Here is a 17726-nt window from a genome sequence, read left to right on the forward strand (position 1 = left end):
CCAGAGTCATCGCTTGCGAGGCAGCGGCGCCTCTTGCGCCGGTACAATGGGCGTTTCTGAATTCTTCAGGCAGCGCCTTCTTATGTCGCTTTACTCCATCGCCGATGCTCAGCTCGCGTTCGGTCACTTCCCGCTGCTCGATCATGCGGATTTTTCACTCGAAGCAGGCGAGCGGGTCGGACTCATCGGCCGTAATGGCACCGGCAAGTCTTCGCTCCTGGAGATCATCGCGGGCATTGCGCACCTCGACGACGGGCTCGTGACGCGCCAGCAAGATCTTTTGACCGTTTATGTGCCGCAGGAACCCGAGTTCGATTCCGGCGCCACGGTGTTCGATACGGTCGCGCTCGGCCTGGCCGAAGCGCGTGGGGCGCTCGATGAATACGATGTGGTGGTGCACGAGCTCGCGCAGACACCCGAGGGCGCCGCTCACGACGCGCTGCTGGCACGCATGACCACGCTGCAATCGAAGCTCGATGCGACCGACGCCTGGAACTGGCGCACGCGTGTGGCAACGACGCTCGCGCAGTTGAATCTCGATGGCGACGCGCGCATGGGCCAGCTTTCGGGGGGCATGCAAAAGCGCGTGGCGCTTGCCCGAGCGCTGGTTGTCGATCCCGATGTTCTGCTGCTCGACGAGCCGACCAACCACCTCGATTTCGAAGGTATTCGCTGGCTCGAGGATCTGCTCGTCGGCGCGCGGGCTGGCTTGCTTTTCATTACGCACGATCGCGCGTTCCTCGATCGCGTCGCAACGCGTATCGTCGAGCTCGACCGCGGCAGGCTCCTCTCCTATCCGGGTAATTTTTCGGCCTACCAGACTCGCAAGGCGCAGCAACTCGAAATCGAGCGCGTGGAGAACGAAAAGTTCGACAAGCTGCTCGCGCAGGAGGAAGCGTGGATCCGCAAGGGCGTTGAGGCGCGCCGCACGCGCAGCGTCGGGCGCATCGCGCGGCTCGAGCAGATGCGCGGCGAGCGCGCCGAGCGGCGCAACGCGCAGGGCAATGTCAAGCTCGATGTCGGGCAGGGCGAGCGCTCGGGCAAGATCGTCGCCGAGCTCGTCGACGTCAGCAAGCGCTACGACGCGCGAACGGTGGTCGACTGCTTTTCGACGACGGTCATGCGCGGCGACAAAATCGGCTTCGTCGGCCCCAATGGCGCGGGCAAGACGACGCTGCTCAAGCTGATTCTCGGAGAAATCGCACCCGACGAGGGCACGGTGCGCGGGGGCACCAATCTGCAGGTCGCTTACTTCGATCAGATGCGTGCGCAGCTCGATCTCGACAAGAGCCTCGCCGATACGATCAGCCCGGGCAGCGAGTGGATCGAAGTCAATGGCACGCGCAAACACGTGATGAGCTATCTCGGCGACTTCCTCTTCGAGCCCGAACGTGCGCGCTCCCCGGTGAGGTCGTGCTCGGGCGGCGAGCGCAACCGGTTGCTGCTGGCAAGGCTCTTTGCGCGTCCCGCAAACGTGCTCGTGCTCGACGAACCGACCAACGATCTCGACATTCCGACGCTCGAGTTGCTCGAAGAGCTGCTCGGCGACTACGACGGAACGGTACTGCTCGTCAGCCACGACCGCGCGTTCCTCGATAACGTCGCCACTTCGGTGATCGCAGCGGAAGGTGACGGCCGGTGGCGCGAGTCCGTGGGGGGCTTCTCCGATTGGCAGAGGCAAACCGAGCGTGCAGCCCGGCTCGCCGAGGAGGCCGCCAAGAGCGCGCCGAAAGAAGCGCCGCGCGCGGCTGTGGTCGCGCAGAAAGAGAACGCGGCATCACGCAATGCGCAGCGTGCGGCGAAACTCTCGTTCAAGGAGCAGCGCGAGCTCGAAGCGCTGCCTGAACAGATCGCCGCGCTGGAGGCCGAGCAAAAGGCAATTGGCGCACAGCTCGAGGACGGCTCGATCTTCGCCAAGGATGCGCGCGAGGGCGCTCGGCTCACGGAGCGCTATGCCGCGATCGACGACGAGCTCCTCGCCGCGCTCGAGCGATGGGAGTCGCTCGAAGCGAAGCGCAAATGACGACCGATCCGGATGATCTGGCGGTGCGGGTAGAACGCTACCGCTGCGACGTCGCAGCGAGTCGCCCTCAATAGCCCCGTTATCGGCCGTTCGGCCGAATTGCTCATCAGGGCGAAACCAGTAAAATACGCCGCGCGCCGTCTGCGCCCTCTGGCTAGTGGGCGCGGCAGGTCGATGAAGAGCAGAGTGTTCCGGGCTGGGTGCATGAGCGCCGCTATGGCGGTGGCGTTTGCCCATCCCGCTCGTTTCACGGGCATGCCCGTCACACGCTTGTTCTGATTCGCTTTTTTTGAACTTTCAACGCTTTGTCCACGCGGATATCCACATCGGCTGTGGACAACGATGACCAACACGACACGATGGCCACGAAAAAGCCAAGCGCCGCATACAGCGAGGCGTCGATCAAGGTGCTCAAGGGCCTGGAGCCCGTCAAGCAGCGGCCCGGTATGTACACGCGCACCGAGAACCCGCTGCATGTCATCCAGGAAGTCATCGATAACGCGTCCGACGAGGCCCTCGGCGGCTACGGCCGCCAGATTACGGTAACGCTGCACACCGATCACTCGATCTCGGTCGAGGACGACGGCCGCGGCATTCCATTCGGTCTTCACCCCGAAGAAAATGTGCCCGTTGTCGAAATCGTGTTCACGCGCCTGCACGCGGGGGGCAAGTTCGACAAAGCCACAGGCGGCGCCTATTCGTTCTCGGGCGGTCTGCACGGCGTCGGGGTTTCGGTGACCAACGCGCTCGCGTCGCGGCTCGATGTGATGGTGTGGCGGGATGGCAAGGTCGCCGAGCTCGGTTTTGCCGACGGTGATGTCGTTCGCCCTTTGAAAGTCCGTGATGTCGAGAGGGGCGGCAAGCGCTCGGGCACACGCGTCACGGTGCTGCCGAACGCCCAGTACTTCGATTCGCCTAACGTGCCGATCGGCGAGCTGCAACGCCTCTTGCGCTCGAAGGCAGTGCTGCTGCCGGGCGTGGAGGTGGCGCTCGTCATCGAGAAGACGGGCGAGCGCCAACGCTGGAAGTACGAGGACGGTCTGCGCGGCTATCTGCTCGAAGGCATGGGCGGCAGCGAGCTGCTGATCCCGCTCTTCGAGGGCGAGCGCTATGCAGATAGCGCGCGCGCGAGCGAAGATGCATTTGCCGAAGGCGAGGGCGCGGCATGGGTTGTTGCCTGGAGCGAAGAAGGCACGCTCATGCGAGAGTCTTACGTCAACCTGATTCCCACACCGGCGGGCGGCACCCATGAAGCCGGGTTGCGGGACGGGCTTTTTCAGGCCGTCAAAAGCTTCGTCGAATTGCACAATTTGCAGCCGAAGGGCGTCAAGCTGCTGGCCGAAGACGTCTTCGCGCGCGTGTCGTTTGTGCTGTCTGCGAAGGTGCTCGATCCACAGTTCCAAGGGCAGATCAAGGAGCGCTTGAATAGCCGCGATGCAGTCAAGCTCGTCTCCACGTTTGTGAAGCCTGCGCTCGAGCTTTGGCTCAATCAGCATGTCGAATATGGCAAGAAGCTCGCCGAGCTCGCCATCCGGCAGGCCCAGGCCCGCACGCGCGCAGGCCAGAAGATCGAAAAGCGAAAGAGTTCCGGCGTTGCGGTGCTGCCGGGCAAGCTGACCGATTGCGAATCGACCGATACGTCGCGCAACGAGCTCTTTCTCGTCGAAGGCGATTCGGCCGGCGGTTCGGCGAAGATGGGCCGCGACAAGGAGTATCAGGCGATCCTGCCGTTGCGCGGCAAGGTGCTCAATACTTGGGAGACCGAGCGTGACCGGCTCTTCGCAAACAACGAGGTGCATGACATCTCGGTGGCGATCGGCGTGGATCCGCATAATCCCGACGACAGCATCGATCTTTCGAATCTGCGCTACGGGAAGATCTGCATCTTGTCTGATGCGGACGTCGACGGCTCACATATCCAGGTGTTGCTGCTGACGCTGTTCTTCAAGCATTTCCCGCAATTGATCGAACGCGGTCACGTGCACGTGGCGCGGCCGCCGCTATTTCGTGTCGATGCACCCGCACGAGGCAAAAAGCCTGCGCAAAAGCTCTATGCGCTCGACGCAGGCGAGCTTGAGGCAACCCTCGACAAGCTGAAAAAAGACGGTCTGCGCGAGTCGCAGTGGACCATCAGCCGCTTCAAAGGGTTGGGCGAAATGAGTGCCGAACAGCTCTGGGACACGACGATGAACCCCGATACGCGGCGTCTCATGCCCATCGAGCTCGGCGAGCTCGATTACGATACGACCGTCTCGCGCATGACGATGCTGATGGGCAAAGGCGAAGCGGCGGCGCGCCGCAGCTGGCTCGAAGAGAAGGGCAACGAAGTCGAGGCCGACATCTGAGCGGCAGCGACGCAATCGATTGCCCGACTGCCTGACTGTCAACACGCGCCTTTCTGAATACGGACTACCCCCTCGATGGCTCAAGAAGACGATTTGTTTGCCCCGGCCGTCGTACCCGACGGCGAATCCCTGACGCTCGGCCGCTACGCCGAGCGTGCCTATCTCGACTATGCGGTGAGTGTCGTCAAGGGTCGCGCGCTGCCCGATGTGAGCGACGGCCAAAAGCCCGTGCAGCGACGCATCCTTTTTGCGATGAGCGAGATGGGGCTTGCGGCCGACGCAAAGCCGGTGAAGTCGGCGCGCGTCGTTGGTGACGTGCTTGGCAAGTACCATCCGCATGGCGACCAGTCGGCCTACGATGCGCTCGTACGTTTGGCGCAGGGCTTTTCGATGCGCTACCCGCTCATCGACGGTCAGGGCAATTTCGGTTCTCGCGATGGCGACGGCGCTGCGGCAATGCGTTACACGGAGGCGCGCCTCACGCCGATTGCCCGCCTGTTGCTGGAGGAAATCGACGAGGGCACCGTCGATTTCATGCCGAACTACGACGGCTCGTTCCAGGAACCGAAGCTGTTGCCGGCGCGGTTGCCGTTTCTGCTGCTCAACGGGGCATCAGGCATCGCCGTGGGCCTCGCCACAGAGATGCCATCCCACAATTTGCGCGAAGTGGCGACCGCAGCCGTCGCGATGATTCGGCATCCGGACATTTCGCACAGCGAACTGATGACACACCTGCCGGGGCCGGATTTCCCCGGCGGCGGGCAGATCATCTCGAGCGCGGCTGAAATCGCCGCGGCTTACGAGACGGGACGCGGCAGCCTCAAGGTGCGGGCACGCTGGAAAATCGAGGAGCTTGCGCGCGGGCAGTGGCAGCTCGTCGTCACTGAGTTGCCGCCGAACACATCCGGGCAAAAAGTCCTCGAGGAAATCGAGGAGATCACGAACCCGAAGGTGAAGCTCGGCAAAAAGACGCTCACGCCCGAGCAATTGCAACTGAAGCAAACCCTGCTCGCGCTCGTCGATACGGTGCGCGACGAGTCGGGTAAGGATGCGCCTGTGCGGCTCGTCTTCGAGCCCAAATCGAGCCGCATCGATCAGGCAGAGTTCGTTAATTCGTTGCTCGCGCATACGAGTCTCGAATCGAATGCGCCGCTCAACCTCGTGATGATCGGGGCCGACGGGCGGCCGAAGCAGAAGGGTATTGCCGACATCCTGCGGGAATGGATCGGCTTCCGCTTTGCGACAGTGACGCGCCGCACTCGCCATCGGCTGGCGAAAGTCGACGATCGCATCCACATCCTCGAAGGGCGGATGATCGTCTTCCTCAACATCGACGAGGTGATCCGGATCATCCGTGAGTCGGAGGAACCGAAGGCGGCGCTCATCGCGGCGTTCGGTCTTTCGGATCGGCAAGCCGAGGATATTCTCGAAATCCGATTGAGGCAGCTCGCACGGCTCGAAAAGATCAAGATCGAGAAAGAGTTGCAGTCGCTGCGCGATGAAAAGGCGAAGCTCGAGGAGTTGCTCGCGAGCGACACGGTGATGAAACGCCAGATCGTCAAGGAAATCGAAGCCGACGGAAAGCAGTATGGCGACGAGCGACGCACGTTGATTCAGGAAGAAAAGCGCGCGACGGTCGAAGCGCGTGTCGTCGACGAGCCGGTGACCGTCGTTGTGTCGCGCCGTGGCTGGGTGCGCGCGCTCAAAGGCCATGGGCTCGATGCGGCCGGTTTCTCGTTCAAGGATGGCGACGGCCTTTATGCCGCGTTCCAGTGCCGCACGCCCGACATGCTTGTCGCCTGGGGCAGCTCGGGACGCGTCTATTCGGTGGCGGTCGCCGCGCTGCCGGGGGGGCGCGGCGACGGTCATCCGGTCACTTCGTTGATCGAGTTGGAGGCCGGCACGCACCTGCTCCATTACTACGCCGCGAGCGCGGATCAGGCACTCCTGCTCGCGTCGAGCAACGGGTTTGGGTTCATCGCCAAACTCGGCGATATGGTGAGCCGTGTGAAGGCGGGTAAGGCGTTCATGACGATCGACGCGGGGGCCAAGCCGCTCGCGCCGATGCCCGTTCTGCCGGATGCAACGCACGTCGCCTGCCTTTCGAGTGCGGGGCGCCTGCTCGTGTTCGGGCTCGATGAGATGAAGACGCTGTCCGGCGGTGGGCGCGGCATTACGCTCATGATGCTCGACGAGAAGGAGACGCTCGTGCAGGCGCTCGCGATCGGTTCGGCGGGCGTCGTGCTGCTGGGTACCGGGCGTGGCGGCAAGCCGCAAGAGGAGAAGCTTGCAGGCGCTGCGCTCGAGGCGCATATCGGCAAGCGCGCCCGCCGCGGGCGTGCACCCGACACACGCATCAAGATTTTTGATTCGCTGCGTCCCGCGCTCGGCTGATGAAGCGGCGCACCGCGAGTGCGCCGTATCCACCATTATTTGATTAACCCAATTCTTAGCAGCGAATTAGCAAAGAATTAACAGAGAAGCCTCACCATGCCTATTGCCATCAACGTCGCCTTGTTCCTTCATTTGATTGCTGTAATCGTTTGGGTCGGCGGCATGATCTTTGCGCATTTCTGCCTGCGCCCGGCGCTTCTGGACGTGTCGCCGCAGTTGCGCTTGCCGCTCATCGAAGCCGTTTTCGGACGATTCTTGAATTGGGTTGGCGCGGCAGTTGTCGTTATCCTGCTCTCCGGCGGCTTCCTGCTCCATGTATTTGGCGGCGGGCATGCTCCGTGGCCGCTGAATCTGATGGCTGCACTGGGCGTTGTCATGATGCTCGTGTTCGGGCATTTGCGCTTTGCGGTGTTTCCGCGCATCCGTCGCGCCGTGCAGGCACAGGTATGGCTCGATGGCGCCCGATCCGTCGAAACGATGCGCAAGCTCGTGCTCGTGAATCTCGTGCTCGGCGTCGTCACGATTGCTGCTGCGGTCTATTCGCGCGGTTTCTAACCGCGCATAGCCGAGCGGCCGGTCCCTGGCTGTTCTGGTTTTGACATCCTCCCCGCCATGAATGACGGGGATTCCTACTGCGCTTAGGCCGCGAAGGCTGGTGCCTAAGTGGGTTCCTGCTTCACCGGGCGGCCCGACTGCGCCGCTCCTCCACAGGCCATAACAGCGTGCCCCCCCGCTAAAAGTTCAGCACACCGACGTGATCGGCGTTCGCGGTGTGGCCGCACTTCACACACGCGAAGAGCGGGATCAAACTTCAAACGACTGGCCGCGCGTCCGGTTCCGCGTGTCGCCCAGGAGCGCCATCGATTCGCGCATCCCGCATGCGCCGAAGCGCTCGAGGAGGGGAGCGACGCCCTCGGCGGGCACGGGGCGCGAGAACAGAAAGCCTTGCGCCTGAATGTTCCCGAGTGCCGAGAGCCACGCAATCTGCTCTTCGGTTTCAGTGCCTTCGACGACCACCGTGAGTCCGAGTGAACGAGCGAGGTTGACGATCGCGGATACCATGACGCACACGCTGTGGTCAGCGGGAATCGCCTGCACGAACGAGCGGTCGACCTTGAGTGTGTCGACGGAAAAACGGTTCAGGTACGAGAGCGATGAGTACCCCGTTCCAAAGTCGTCAAGCGCAATGGTGACGCCGAGGCCTTTCTTGAGCGCAGCGATTTTTTCGGCCACGAGGTCGGGGTACTCCATCATGGCGGTCTCGGTGATCTCGAGTTCGAGCCGATGGGCTGCGATGCCGGTCTCCCCGATCGTGCGTGCGATGGTTTCATAAAGATCGCCGCGCCAGAACTGCATCGCGGATATGTTGACGGCAAGCGTCAGCGTCTCGAAGCCCTGCTCTTGCCATATTGCCAGCTGCCTGCAGGCTTCGCCGATGACAAAGTCGCCGATCGGCACGATAAGTCCGGTGGATTCGGCAACAGGAATGAAATCGCTGGCTGCAATGAGGCCATGTTGCGGATGGTTCCATCGCACGAGTGCCTCGAAACCGGTGATGCAGCGCCGGGCGAGATCGATTTTGGGTTGATAGACCAGAAAAAGCTGCTGCTCGGCGAGCGCGACGCGAAGCTGCTGCTCCCATTGCATGAGATGGTCGGCGCGATGCGACAAGTGCGGCATATAGAACTGATAGCAGTTCTTGCCGGCATCCTTGGCACTGTACATGGCGAGATCGGCCTTTTTGAGCAGATCGATTTCACTTTCGCTGGCGACCGAATAGAGCGCGATGCCGATGCTCGCATGCAACACGAAGGAGCTGCCGCGGACGTCGAAAGGCTCCTCGAATACGTCGCGCATCTTCTCGGCCAGTTCGACCGCCTGCTGCTCGACGTCGGCGCCCTTGAGCACAACGACGAACTCGTCGCCGCCGATGCGCGAGAGCTCGCCGGAGCTACCGACGGCATTGGCCAGGCGCGACGCCGTCATCTGGAGCACGATGTCGCCGGCGTTGTGACCGAGCGTATCGTTGACCGTCTTGAAGTTGTCGATATCGATGAAAAGGATCGCGAGGTGGCCGACGTTGGCTGGATCGGCAACGTCATGCCGCAAGCTCTGCAGCGTGGCGTACCGGTTGCGCAGGCCGGTCAGCAGGTCGCATTGCACGAGATGCGTCATTTCGCGCTCGCGGCCGAGCAACCTGCCAATGAGCCCCGTTGCTACGGCGAAGAACCCGAGCATCACGAGCGAGATGAACCCTGCCATCAGCAAGTAGATATCGCGTGTGTGGCGATAGTCGGCAAACTCCTCGGTTTTGGACAGGCCGACGAGCACGGCCATCGGATAGCCGTCGATATGGCGGTAGGAAACGATGCGCTTGACGCCATCGATTGGATCGACCAACGTCCCGGACGCCTGCTGCGAGATCGGATAGACGCCGCTTGCCGAAAACGAGCCGAGCGGGTCGTTGACTGCGCCGGTACGGCGAGCGAGTACGGCGCCGCTGTCCGCGATGACCGCGATGACTCCATCCTTGCCAATTGCTGCGTTGTTATAGAAGTCGCCCGTGAAATAGCCTGGGTTCTCGGACACGACCACCACGCCCGCGAATGACCCGTCGCGGTGATTCAGGCGCCGCGTCATTTGCAGGGTCCACTGGCGAGAAACGCGGCCGAGCACCGGCGTGCTGATATAGAGATGGTCGTCGTTTTCATGCTCGTGCACTTTGAAGTGCATGCGATCGGAAAGGTCGACGGGTAAGGGATTCGCCTCCGCCGTTGATGCGATCAAAAGGCCATGTTCGTCGATCAACGAAACTTGTACGAGCGTGTCGCTTTGCACGACGCCCTTTTCGACCGTACTGCGCAAATCAAAGTTGCGGGGGCTTTTCTCAAATTCGAATTTGACAAAGCGTGTGATTTGATCGACTTGGTGTATCGCTTTGATCGTGTGCTGCTCGAGCGCGGCTGAAAGAATGGCAGCCGATGCTGCGGCTTCTCGATTTGTCGATTCGCGCTCGACTGAAAGGCGCGCAGAGATGACGGTCCACAGCAGTACCAGCACGAGCAGACCAAGTACCGGGATTGCGATCAGAGCCCGCCGCCGCGGGTCGTGCCCCGCGCGTGCATCACGGGCTAAATGGGGCCGGGGTAGGTTCATCGGGCGTCAGCGGATGTCGACAATGGGGCTGCGTATATGAGCTGCATGGCGAGCATTGTGCGTGGCCGGGCTGCGGCGCGATTTAAGAATAAGTGCAAAGTTTCCAGGGTTTCCCGGTTTATTCCTCGCCGAACGTTGTTCAGCAGGGATATTACTGAATGGTCAGCGCTTTAGATAGTCTCGCTTAATGGGGTTTACCTGTGGATACCCTGGCATGTTTTCGGCAGAAAGCCAGATTTCTTGACCGAAAGACGCGTGCATTTGATTTCATTTTCTTTCGAGAATACTGTCCGCGTGCTGTATTGCGTGTGCGATTTGAGCATCGGTGGGCGCGGCGAGCGGCCGTCTGGCGCTCGTGGGCGAGCGGCGCAGGAGCGCAGGGTGGGGGAGGGACTGGAGCCGGTGCCGCGACGAGGTGGGCTCGCGACGGCGGCCGGCTGGGACGAAAACAGCAGGCGTGGCGTGAAGGCCGTGCCTGCGGCTTCAGGAGGAGAGCTGAATCGTTCCTGCGACGACCGTAACGGCAGCGCCGCCGATCCAGGTTTTGCCGCGGGCGTCGTCGTAGTCGACGAAAACCCGGCCGTCGCGCCCGAGTGCCGTGCCCTGACGAACGGTGTAACGTGCGCCCGGGCGGCATCCGCACGTTGCAAGCAACGCGGCGAGCCCTGCGTTGGCACTTCCGGTGACCGGGTCTTCGTAAACCGAAGACTGGCCCTCGGCGACAATGCAGCGCACTTCGAGCGTGGCCGGCCCGTCCTCCGGGTGCGGCGCATGAAGCGCAAAGCCCGTTGCGCCGATGCGTTTGGCGAAAGCCAGCAGCGAGGTGGGCTCCGGGTTGACGGCGAGGCAGGCCGCGGGCGATGCCATGCCGACCACGAGCCAGCTCGGCCCGTTGTTGACGACGCTCGGCGCCGCGCGGCTCAAATCGATCGCATCGGTGCCAAGGAGTGCCTTCAGCGTCCCGTACTCGCTTTCGGCCAGCGGCGTCATGCGCGCAGGCGGCGCGGCGAAGGCACGCAGCCCGCCTGCGCGCTCCTCGATTTCGACGAGGCCAACGCCACACTGTTGAACCAGCCTGCCTGCCTGCTTGGGCTGGTAGCCGCTTTCGATCAGGGCGTGAGCCGTGCCGAGAGTCGGGTGGCCCGCGAACGGCAGCTCGGAATCGGGCGTGAAGATGCGCACGAAATAATCAGCAGACGGGTCGGTCGGCTTGCAGATGAACGTGGTTTCCGACAGGTTCGTCCACCGGGCGATGTCCTGCATGGCGTCGGTACTCAACGAGTCAGCGTCGAAAATGACGGCGAGCGGATTACCCTTGAACGGTACAGCCGAAAACACATCGACCTGCTGGAAGCGGACGGGGTGCGAGGGCATCGGCGCGTCTCCTTTATGCCACTTCGGCGATGAGTTCGATTTCGACGCAGGCGCCGGTCGGAATCTGCGCGACGCCGAACGCCGAGCGGGCGTGCTTGCCTGCATCGCCGAACACCTCGACCAGGAACTCCGATGCACCGTTGGTCACGAGGTGCTGCTCGGTGTAGTCGAGCGTCGAATTCACGAGGCTCATGAGCTTGACGATCCGCTTGACGCGATTGAGGTCGCCCGTATGCGCATGGAGCGTGGCGAGCAGATCGATTGCGATTGCGCGGGCGGCTTGTTTGCCTTCATCGGTGGTCATGGTCGCGCCGAGCTTGCCGACCCAGGGCTTGCCGTCCTTCTTCGCAATATGCCCGGATACATAGACCGTGTTGCCCGATTGCGCGGACATCACGTAGGCGGCCGCCGGGCTGCCGGCTTGTGGGAGCTCGATGCCGAGCGTCTCGAGCTTGTCGTAGATGTTGTGCTGAGTCATGGAATGTCCTCGGTGAGTGAATGAACTGAAAAACGTGAACTGAAAATGAATCGAAAGGCATGCTTCGCAATGCGCATAGCCGTTGGCCCACGCCGCCTTGCGACGCGAAGCTCGCCACTAACGCTCGGGACGCACGGTGGCAGGCGTTGGCACTGCCGTGCGCACGCCGGCTTTGCGGCCAACGAGCACCGTCGCGATCACAGCGGCAGCGAAGAGCCATGTTGAAGAATTGACCGATTCGCCAAAGAATAGCGCGGCCAACGCCATTGTGAAGAAGATTTGGAGTAGTTGTACCTGCCCGACGCGCGCGATGCCGCCGCGGGCAAGCCCCGCATACCAGGCGAAAAAGCCGATGAGCTGCGAGAAGAGCGATATGTAGCCGAACGCCAGCCAAGTCTTGAACGCGACGGGGCCTGGGTGATGGAGATGGGCTTGCCAAGCGAGCCAGACGACGGGCAAGAGGATGAACGGTGCGGCGATGACAAGCGTCCAGCAGATTACCTGCCAGCCGCCCATCTGGCGCGCGAGGCGCGCCCCTTCTGCATAGCCGAGCGCGCCGATGGCCACGGAGAGCAGCATCAAGGCGTCGCCGGGCGCCGGTGTTCCGCCGCCTGCATCGATCGCATAGGCGACGACGAGCGCGCTGCCGAGCACCGCGCTCGCCCAAAACCCTGCCGATGGGCGCTCGTGCGCAAGCCATGCCGCATAGACCGCGACGAAGAGCGGCTGCAACCCCATGACGATCGCGCCATGCGACGACGGGACCGTCTTCATCGCCCAGGCCGATAGCACCGGGAAGGCGATGATGACGCCGAGCGCGACGACAGCAAGGCCTTTGAGTTGCACAAGCGTCGGTCGTCTCTCTCGCCGCCATGCGAGCAAGGCGCCTGCCGGCACCGCAGCGACGAGCGCGCGGCCGAGCCCGCTCAGGACGGGTGAAAACTCGTGGACGACGATGCGCGTCATCGGCAACGTCAGGCTGAAAATCAGCACGCCGACGAGACCAAGCATCATGCCCTGCGATTCGCGTGAATTCATCGTATAGCTGACTCCGGTTTGACGTCCGGCCTTGTCCCCTAAGGGACTTCCTTCGAACGTTACCAAGGGGACAACCCTTTGACTTTAATCGCTGCGGCCAGCACAGTAACGGTACAATCGCTGCGATACTTTTCGGTACAGTCGGGGTGTCGGCATGTCAGTTCCACTTGATCTCATTCCCGCGCCGCACGGCACGTCGGCCCTGACGCTGGTCGAACAGCTCGTGCAGTGGGCTCGTCGGCGTATCGAGGAGCGGGTGTTCCGCCCTGGCATGCGCATGCCATCGATCCGCAAGCTCGCGCAGGACAAGGGCATTTCAAGGTTCACCGTCGTCGAGGCTTATGAGCGGCTCGTCGCACAGGGGTATCTGGAGTCCAGGCGCGGCTCGGGCTTCTATGTGCGTGACGGCGCAGCGGGGGACCCCGAGGTGCGGCCCAGGCAGCCGGCGCGCGTCGAGCCGGCTCCGAGCACGATCGATGTTGCCTGGCTCTTGCGCAACACGCTGCACATGAGCAGTCCGGAAAAGGGGCCGGGGCTCGGTCATCTGCCGGGGCGCTGGCTCGATGGCGACCTCGTTGCAAGCGCGCTGCGCACGCTCGGTCGACAAAGCGCCGGGCAGTGGGTCGGCATGGGCACGGCGCAAGGGTTTTTGCCGCTGCGTCAGCAACTGCAAACGCGCCTTGAGGAGCTCGAGATTGGAGCTGCACCCGAGCAGATCGTGCTTGTTTCGGGCATTACACAGGCCATCGATTTGATCGCGCGCCTTTATGTGCAGCCGGGCGATGCCGTGATCGTCGGCGATCCGGCCTGGTTCCAGATGTTCGGCTGTTTTGCTTCGCAGGGCGCGCGGCTCGTCGGCATGCCGTACACCGCGTGCGGTCCCGATGTCGACGCGCTCGAATCGCTCGTCGCCACCTGGCGGCCAAAGATGCTCGTGATCAACTCGATGCTGCACAACCCGACCGGCACGTCGGTGACGCCCGCGCAGGCATTTCGCATCCTGCGGCTCGCGGAAGCGTACGATTTCATCGTTGTCGAGGACGACGTCTCCGGCGATCTGTGCCCACCCGGCTATCCAGCAACGCGCCTTGCCAGCCTCGATCAGTTGAAGCGCGTCATCTACCTCGGCAGTTTTTCGAAGACGCTCGCGGCCAACCTGCGTGTCGGCTTTGCCGCGTGTGCGCTTGACGTGGCGCGTTTGCTTGCTGACCAGAAGCTGCTCGTCGGCATGACGACGCCCGAACTCAACGAGCGCTTGCTCTACAAGGTGCTGACCGAGGGTCACTACCGGCGACATGTCGAACGATTGCGCGCGCGTCTTGATGGCGTGCGCGACAAGTGCGCCCGGATGCTCGAGTCAGCCGGGCTCAAGCTCTTTACCGCACCGACGGCGGGGATGTTCCTATGGGCCGACGCCGGCGTTGACGCGGACTCTTTCGCCGCTGCTGGTCAGGAGGCCGGCTTTTTGCTTGCGCCGGGAAGCCTCTTTTCGCCACACCAGTCGCCCACGTCCTGGATGCGCTTTAACGTTGCCAACTGCGGCGATCCGGCGCTGCCCGGATTCCTGGCCGGCTATCTCGATGGCAACCGCGTCGACGGCAATCGCGTTTCGGGACACTTGAAATCGGTGGCGAGCGTCCCCAATTGAGTGCTCGTTCGCGGCCAGCACGCATCGGCATTGGCGATGCGCTGTCGGGCTGTGGGGCTCGCACGAGCGAGTGCGCCGCGTATCGCACGCGTTACCGTCATCCACCAAGAAACTGGGAACCGAGAGCATGGCACAAGAAACCCTGAGCTTTCAGGCAGAAGTGAAGCAGCTTCTGCAACTGATGATCCATTCGCTTTACAGCAACAAGGAAATTTTCCTGCGAGAGCTGATTTCGAATGCGTCGGACGCTGCCGACAAGCTTCGCTTCGAGGCAATCGCCAAGAGCGAACTGTTCGAGGACGATTCGAATCTGCGCATCCGCGTGTCGTATGACAAAGCCGCGCGCACGGTGATCATTGACGACAACGGTATCGGCATGAGCCGGGATGAGGCAATCTCGCATCTCGGCACGATTGCGCGCTCGGGGACGAAGGAATTCTTCTCGCAACTGTCGGGCGACCAGCAACAGGATGCCGCGCTCATCGGCCAGTTCGGCGTTGGTTTCTACTCCGGCTTCATTGTCGCCGACAAGATCACCGTCGAGACGCGCCGCGCGGGTTTGGCGGCGTCCGAAGGCGTGCGCTGGGTCAGCGCGGGCGAGGGCGACTTCTCGGTGGAGACGATCGAGCGCAAAGCGCGCGGCACGACGATTACGCTGCATTTGCGCGAAGGCGAGGACGAGCTGCTCTCGAGCTACCAGCTGCGCTCGATCATTCGCAAGTATTCCGATCACGTGGCGCTGCCGATCCTCATGAAGAAAGAGGAATGGGACAGCGAAAAGGGCGAGATGGTCGAGAAGGACGAGGACGAGACCGTCAACCAGGCAAGCGCATTGTGGACGCGCCCGAAAAGCGAGATCACGGATGAGCAATACCAGCAGTTCTATCAGCACATCTCGCATGACCACGAGAATCCGCTGACCTGGACCCACAACCGCGTGGAAGGCCGCAGCGAATACGTTCAGCTGCTCTACGTGCCGCAGCGCGCGCCATTCGATCTGTGGAACCGCGATCGCCAGGGCGGGCTCAAGCTCTACGTCAAGCGCGTCTTCATCATGGACGACGCCGAGCAACTGCTGCCGTCGTTTCTGCGCTTCATCAAGGGCGTTGTCGATTCGAGCGATTTGCCGCTCAACGTCTCTCGCGAAATTCTGCAAGAAAGCCGCGACGTGAAGGCGATTCGTGAGGGTGTGACCAAACGCGCACTCTCGATGCTCGAGGAGCTCGCAAACGCCGAGACCGATGAAGGCAAGGCCCAGTATGCGGCGTTCTGGAAGGAGTTCGGGCAGGTTCTGAAGGAAGGGCTTGGCGAAGACTTTGCGAACCGCGAGCGGATCGCGAAGCTTTTGCGCTTTGCCAGCACGCACACCGATTCGGCGGAGCAGACGGTCTCGCTCGCCGAGTACGTCGCGCGCATGAAGCCCGAGCAGACGAAGATTTACTACGTCAGCGCCGACACTTGGCAGGCGGCAAAGAACAGCCCCCATCTTGAGGTGTTCCGCAAGAAAGGGGTCGAGGTCTTGCTGCTGTCCGATCGCGTTGACGAGTGGGCGCTCTCGTACTTCACCGAGTTCGACGGCAAGCCGCTCGCGAGCGTGGCGCGCGGGGACCTCGACCTTGCTGCCTTCGACGATGAGGAAAAGAAGGCGCACGAGCAGCTGGGCGAAACGATGAAGCCGCTCGTCGAGAAGATGAAGGAGGCGTTGAAGGACAAGGCGAAGGACGTGCGGCTCACGTTCCGCCTCACGGATTCGCCTTCGTGCCTCGTCGCCGACGAAGGGGAAATGAGCGGATACCTGCAGCGCATGTTGAAGGCCGCTGGCCAGCAGGCGCCCGATTCCAAGCCGATCCTGGAAGTGAATCCCGAGCACGCGCTCGTCAAGGGCTTGACACCCGAGCATGGGGATTTCGACGACTGGTGTCATCTGTTGTTCGATCAGGCGGTGCTCGCGGAAGGCGGGATGCTCGAAGACCCGGCCAGCTTCGTCAAGCGCACGAACTCGCTGCTGCTTACGCGATGATGCACGCGCGCCCGCTTCGTCTCGCGGCGGCAAGCGCGGCGTGGCGAGCGGCGCTGCGCCCGTCGCTCACCTTCGATCAGAAGGACTGGCTCACGCGTGGCAGCTCCCTCACGGCGCACTTGCGTACGCTCGGCGCTGTGACGGTGCGCGTGACGCGTGAGGCCGTCGCGCCCGCGTGGGCCGATGAGCACACGGCGCTGGGCGTCGCTTTGCGCGAGCCCGTGTGGGTGCGCGAAGTGGTGCTGCTCGTGGACGGCGTGCCGTTCGTCGTAGCGCACAGCGTCGCGCCGCTCGCGACGAGCCGCGGCGTCTGGCAATCGATGCGCCGCCTTTCGGCGCGTCCGCTTGCCGAACTGCTTTACGACGACGGGGCGGTCTCGCGTTCCGGCCTCGTCAGTGCAAGGCATACCGCGCGTCATCCGCTTTTCGCGTTGGCGCGCCGCGAGTTCGCAAGCAAAGTACCCCACGCGCTGCTCGCGCGCCGTTCCGTGTTCATGCGCCATGGGGCGCCGCTGATGGTGACCGAGTGCATGCTGCCGGCGCTGTGGGCGTGTCTCGCTGAGCGGCGCAAGCTGCCAAGCGGGCAGGCGGGGGAGGCGATGGCGCTCGCGCACGATGTCGATCGGGGTGAGTGCTCTTCGCATGTGCCCGATGCGTCGCATCCTCATCCTCCTTCGCTTGCAACATGATGCTCAAGCGCTCGTTCGCGCCTGTCGTCGATGAGCGCACGCGTGTGCTTATTCTCGGCAGCTTGCCCGGCGAGGCGTCGCTCGCGCAGGGACAGTACTACGCGCATCGGCAAAACCGATTTTGGTCGCTGGTCGGCGATGTGATTGGGGCAAACCTGCGGGACATGCCCTACACCGACCGTTTGGAAACCTTGCTCACTCATCGCATCGGGTTATGGGACGTGATCGCCGAGGCGCGTCGTGAGGGCAGCCTCGACAGTCGCATCCGCGATCATGCGAGCAACGACCTCATCACGCTCATCGATACATTGCCGAACCTTGTTGCCGTGGCATTCAATGGTGGCACCGCCGCGAAGATCGGCATGCGTGCGCTCTCAGCGCGCCCGAGCGTGATCGCCTGCTTGATCCTGCCTTCCAGCAGTCCGGCGCATGCGGCCATGCCCTATGTCGACAAGCTACGCGCTTGGGAGACATTGCGCGGGTGGTTGCCAGTCGAGTAGCGGGCAAGCGCAAAAACGGCACGCGAACGGCGCAATGCTATCCTCTCGTCCGTTTCAACCA

Annotated in this window: 12 protein-coding genes; 8 read left to right on the forward strand and 4 right to left on the reverse strand. The window is 62.7% G+C overall.

The window, feature by feature from the left end:
• Positions 1–82: 82 nt before the first annotated feature.
• The 4 genes from VL598_RS07550 to VL598_RS07565 all read left to right on the forward strand — a co-directional run bounded on the left by VL598_RS07550 (position 83) and on the right by VL598_RS07565 (position 7317).
• Positions 83–2023, forward strand: coding sequence for an ATP-binding cassette domain-containing protein (locus VL598_RS07550; RefSeq protein ID WP_422664563.1), 1941 nt, complete (start codon positions 83–85; stop codon positions 2021–2023).
• A 359-nt stretch (positions 2024–2382) separates the two neighbouring features.
• A complete protein-coding gene (locus VL598_RS07555) occupies positions 2383–4368 on the forward strand; it encodes a DNA topoisomerase IV subunit B (protein WP_325326081.1) in 1986 nt (661 codons plus the stop codon).
• A 75-nt stretch (positions 4369–4443) separates the two neighbouring features.
• On the forward strand, positions 4444–6762 hold the full coding sequence (gene parC, locus VL598_RS07560) for a DNA topoisomerase IV subunit A (RefSeq protein ID WP_325326082.1): 2319 nt from the start codon (positions 4444–4446) through the stop codon (positions 6760–6762).
• Positions 6763–6858: 96 nt separating this feature from the next.
• Positions 6859–7317 carry a CopD family protein gene (locus VL598_RS07565; RefSeq protein ID WP_325326083.1) on the forward strand — a complete coding sequence of 153 codons (459 nt, stop codon included), beginning with the start codon at positions 6859–6861 and terminating at the stop codon, positions 7315–7317.
• A gap of 249 nt (positions 7318–7566) precedes the next feature.
• On the opposite strand, the gene VL598_RS07570 is transcribed toward VL598_RS07565, so the two are convergent.
• The 4 genes from VL598_RS07570 to VL598_RS07585 all read right to left on the reverse strand — a co-directional run bounded on the left by VL598_RS07570 (position 7567) and on the right by VL598_RS07585 (position 12808).
• Positions 7567–9918 (reverse strand): bifunctional diguanylate cyclase/phosphodiesterase, encoded by a 2352-nt coding sequence (locus VL598_RS07570; protein WP_325326084.1) that lies wholly within the window; start codon positions 9916–9918, stop codon positions 7567–7569.
• A gap of 483 nt (positions 9919–10401) precedes the next feature.
• Entirely contained in the window at positions 10402–11292 is an 891-nt protein-coding gene (locus VL598_RS07575) for a PhzF family phenazine biosynthesis protein (protein WP_325326085.1), read from the reverse strand.
• 13 nt (positions 11293–11305) lie between these two features.
• On the reverse strand, positions 11306–11770 hold the full coding sequence (locus VL598_RS07580) for a RidA family protein (protein WP_325326086.1): 465 nt from the start codon (positions 11768–11770) through the stop codon (positions 11306–11308).
• Positions 11771–11887: 117 nt separating this feature from the next.
• A complete protein-coding gene (locus VL598_RS07585) occupies positions 11888–12808 on the reverse strand; it encodes a DMT family transporter (protein ID WP_325326087.1) in 921 nt (306 codons plus the stop codon).
• 154 nt (positions 12809–12962) lie between these two features.
• Between VL598_RS07585 and VL598_RS07590 the strand changes: the two genes are divergently transcribed.
• From VL598_RS07590 to VL598_RS07605, 4 genes are all read left to right on the forward strand, one after another.
• Positions 12963–14456, forward strand: a complete 1494-nt coding sequence (locus VL598_RS07590) for a PLP-dependent aminotransferase family protein (protein WP_325326088.1) — start codon at positions 12963–12965, stop codon at positions 14454–14456.
• A 127-nt stretch (positions 14457–14583) separates the two neighbouring features.
• On the forward strand, positions 14584–16476 hold the full coding sequence (htpG, locus tag VL598_RS07595; RefSeq protein WP_325326089.1) for a molecular chaperone HtpG: 1893 nt from the start codon (positions 14584–14586) through the stop codon (positions 16474–16476).
• Positions 16473–17165: a chorismate--pyruvate lyase family protein gene (locus VL598_RS07600; RefSeq protein ID WP_325326090.1), complete on the forward strand. Its 693-nt coding sequence runs from the start codon at positions 16473–16475 to the stop codon at positions 17163–17165. The genes htpG and VL598_RS07600 overlap by 4 nt, the downstream gene beginning before the upstream one ends.
• On the forward strand, positions 17162–17665 hold the full coding sequence (locus tag VL598_RS07605) for a DNA-deoxyinosine glycosylase (protein WP_325326091.1): 504 nt from the start codon (positions 17162–17164) through the stop codon (positions 17663–17665). Before VL598_RS07600 ends, VL598_RS07605 begins: the two co-directional genes overlap by 4 nt.
• Positions 17666–17726: the final 61 nt, after the last annotated feature.

The sequence above is a fragment of the Trinickia sp. genome (assembly GCF_035492435.1).
In the GTDB taxonomy this organism is placed as follows: Bacteria; Pseudomonadota; Gammaproteobacteria; order Burkholderiales; family Burkholderiaceae; genus Trinickia.

Bases quoted from the DNA above. Each gene is read 5' to 3' on its own strand.
- parC (WP_325326082.1), top strand. From the start codon at position 4,444: ATGGCTCAAGAAGACGATTTGTTTGCCCCGGCCGTCGTACCCGACGGC.
- VL598_RS07605 (WP_325326091.1), top strand. From the start codon at position 17,162: ATGATGCTCAAGCGCTCGTTCGCGCCTGTCGTCGATGAGCGCACGCGT.
- VL598_RS07555 (WP_325326081.1), top strand. From the start codon at position 2,383: ATGGCCACGAAAAAGCCAAGCGCCGCATACAGCGAGGCGTCGATCAAG.
- VL598_RS07565 (WP_325326083.1), top strand. From the start codon at position 6,859: ATGCCTATTGCCATCAACGTCGCCTTGTTCCTTCATTTGATTGCTGTA.
- VL598_RS07570 (WP_325326084.1), bottom strand. From the start codon at position 9,918: ATGAACCTACCCCGGCCCCATTTAGCCCGTGATGCACGCGCGGGGCAC.
- VL598_RS07590 (WP_325326088.1), top strand. From the start codon at position 12,963: ATGTCAGTTCCACTTGATCTCATTCCCGCGCCGCACGGCACGTCGGCC.
- VL598_RS07585 (WP_325326087.1), bottom strand. From the start codon at position 12,808: ATGAATTCACGCGAATCGCAGGGCATGATGCTTGGTCTCGTCGGCGTG.
- htpG (WP_325326089.1), top strand. From the start codon at position 14,584: ATGGCACAAGAAACCCTGAGCTTTCAGGCAGAAGTGAAGCAGCTTCTG.
- VL598_RS07575 (WP_325326085.1), bottom strand. From the start codon at position 11,292: ATGCCCTCGCACCCCGTCCGCTTCCAGCAGGTCGATGTGTTTTCGGCT.
- VL598_RS07580 (WP_325326086.1), bottom strand. From the start codon at position 11,770: ATGACTCAGCACAACATCTACGACAAGCTCGAGACGCTCGGCATCGAG.
- VL598_RS07550 (WP_422664563.1), top strand. From the start codon at position 83: ATGTCGCTTTACTCCATCGCCGATGCTCAGCTCGCGTTCGGTCACTTC.
- VL598_RS07600 (WP_325326090.1), top strand. From the start codon at position 16,473: ATGATGCACGCGCGCCCGCTTCGTCTCGCGGCGGCAAGCGCGGCGTGG.